Origin of the sequence: Dokdonia genika (genome assembly GCF_042652845.1) — a bacterium.
Lineage (GTDB): Bacteria > Bacteroidota > Bacteroidia > Flavobacteriales > Flavobacteriaceae > Dokdonia > Dokdonia donghaensis.
Map to the genome: position 1 here is coordinate 1 of NZ_JBHSHB010000037.1, position 2,115 is coordinate 2,115.

3 protein-coding genes are annotated in these 2,115 nt (G+C 30.4%); all 3 read right to left on the reverse strand.

Annotated elements, in window-relative coordinates:
• Window positions 1-255 precede the first annotated feature (255 nt).
• Entirely contained in the window at window positions 256-873 is a 618-nt protein-coding gene (locus ACFO5T_RS13975; protein WP_380035609.1) for a hypothetical protein, read from the reverse strand.
• Window positions 874-1,007: 134 nt separating this feature from the next.
• Window positions 1,008-1,442 (reverse strand): hypothetical protein, encoded by a 435-nt coding sequence (locus ACFO5T_RS13980; protein ID WP_380035612.1) that lies wholly within the window; start codon window positions 1,440-1,442, stop codon window positions 1,008-1,010.
• 38 nt (window positions 1,443-1,480) lie between these two features.
• Window positions 1,481-1,867: a hypothetical protein gene (locus tag ACFO5T_RS13985; protein ID WP_380035615.1), complete on the reverse strand. Its 387-nt coding sequence runs from the start codon at window positions 1,865-1,867 to the stop codon at window positions 1,481-1,483.
• Between the last annotated feature and the right edge of the window lie 248 nt (window positions 1,868-2,115).

The following is a 2,115-nucleotide window of genomic DNA, read 5'->3' on the forward strand; positions in this document are numbered from 1 at the left end:
TTACAATCGCTCTAAAACCTATTTTGAAGCGTAGCCATACGATTGCGGTAATAACCAAGTATACAACTGCCTTTTGTGAAGCTTATTTTATCGTGAACTGCGAGCCCTTGGGCAATCAGCCGCCACGTTGTTGTATATGGTTTGTTGCGTGTTTTAAGCACCTAATTTAGCAAATACAAACCGAATAGAAAATCCGCGAGGATTTTCGTAAGTAGGCTAGAACTAGCAATAAATTATATACGGTGTTGTACACAGTTATTTTATTCGTTCATAATACATTTCCGTATTTCCACACGAAATTTCTGTTCGAATACCATTCTCTCTAAAATATCCCTCATTTTTTAGATGAAGAACATTTCCATTTTCGTTATGTTTTCGGTCTTTTAATTCATAATTCCAGATTTGACCATCTGAATAGTCAAAAGTCGTATAACTCGGAACTCCGAAATATGTAGTTTCTGTAAATTTTATTTCTTCCTTTTTTATTAATTTTCCGTTTTCATAAAACGAAATTGAATCTTGGTTAATTACCAATTTTTTTTCTTCTGAATCAGAATTAATTTTGTCAAATCCCCAATTAGAGCCAACTTCTTTAAGTATCCAAGTTCCTTGAATACCTTTTAACAATTTTGTTTTTTCAATTGCTAAAATTGAATCAAATTTGGTTAAAGCTAACTTTCCGAGTTCGGTATCAATTCCCATTTTATATGCATAGTAAAAATGTCTCATCGTTTCTTTATTGTCCAATTTTTCGAGAAGATTTAATGCTTTATCAAAAGTTTTCTTTTGTACTTCAGGGTTTGGTTTCCAACTTTCTTGAGCCCAAAAATTTAGGCTGAAGAATAAAAATATTATTGGAAGCAGTTTTTTCATAATTGTGTACAACGTTGTTGTATATGGTTTGTTGCGTGTTTCAAGTAATTAATTTAGGAAATAATTGCCGACAACGAAAGTCCGCGAGGACTTTCGTAAGTAGGGAATAAGCTAGCAATAAATTATATACGGTGTTACCTTGAGTTTGTGTGCATAGTTTCATGTAGAACCCATTCTGTACAATTTTCACTCGTAGATTTCATTTCGTAATCAATTTTATTATATTTTGTATTGAATTCTATGTATATCAATCCTTTTACAAAACTTAAACAATCAATATTTTCATTTACATTAATTTCTAAATATTCTTTTAATTGATTATTAATTAAGTAATCCAATTTTTTCATTTCAACAATATGAAATAAGTTTTCTTCAAATGACAATAATATAGATAACTTATTTTTGCAACTCCTCTTGTACTTTTTAAATATTGGAACTAGAGCTTTTACTGGTGGAACACGAATATTTCCATTTGTAAAACCATCAGATATTATTTTTTCTATAAATTCAGTTTCTACTTTCGAGTAAGTTTCATTTCTTTCTAGAATAAAATATTCTTTAGTTATCATCTTGTAAGGATTTGTTATTTCCAAGTCCAGTGAAATATCTATCCACTTCCAGTTTCATCAATAAATCTAGCCCAACATCCTACATATCTACAACTACCACCAAACCATCGACTAGCCCATCCCATTGGGACTTGGCTGTGATTTCTTTTTTCTTTATAACCTCTCGAATTAGGTTTTCCAGTTGGATATTTAATGACTTCTTTTTTTCTCGAACAAGATTCCATATAATGCCAATTCAAAATATTGCCTAGATTGTCTTGAACCCAAGCACTTCCTTTATATTTACAATAACCTCTGTTGTCAATACCTCCAGTATTTCCAGAAATAGGATTTCCTGCTGTTCTTAAATTTACATTGGCATCAGTAATAGAGATAGATTCTAAATTTTTATAATCCTTAATTTTAAAAATTTCTGTAATCTCCATTTTTTTGCCATCTGAATTAGTTTCATTCTCATTTTCAAAAACTTGATTTTATAATTCTGATATTCTTTCAATAATTTCTTCTAATTTGTTTTCTTTCATAATATTTGTTTTTAATTCAAGGTAACAGGCCACTACATAAAGCGAGTGCGGCATTTTGCTGGTTAGCCTGTTTTTTGTTTTTTAATTGATTGTCTAAATATACACTTATTTGTGAATCTGTCGCCGCGCATAGAGCTTTCAAAAATGTC

Coding starts and splice junctions, on each gene's coding strand:
- ACFO5T_RS13975 (WP_380035609.1), bottom strand. CDS start 873: ATGAAAAAACTGCTTCCAATAATATTTTTATTCTTCAGCCTAAATTTT.
- ACFO5T_RS13985 (WP_380035615.1), bottom strand. CDS start 1,867: ATGGAGATTACAGAAATTTTTAAAATTAAGGATTATAAAAATTTAGAA.
- ACFO5T_RS13980 (WP_380035612.1), bottom strand. CDS start 1,442: ATGATAACTAAAGAATATTTTATTCTAGAAAGAAATGAAACTTACTCG.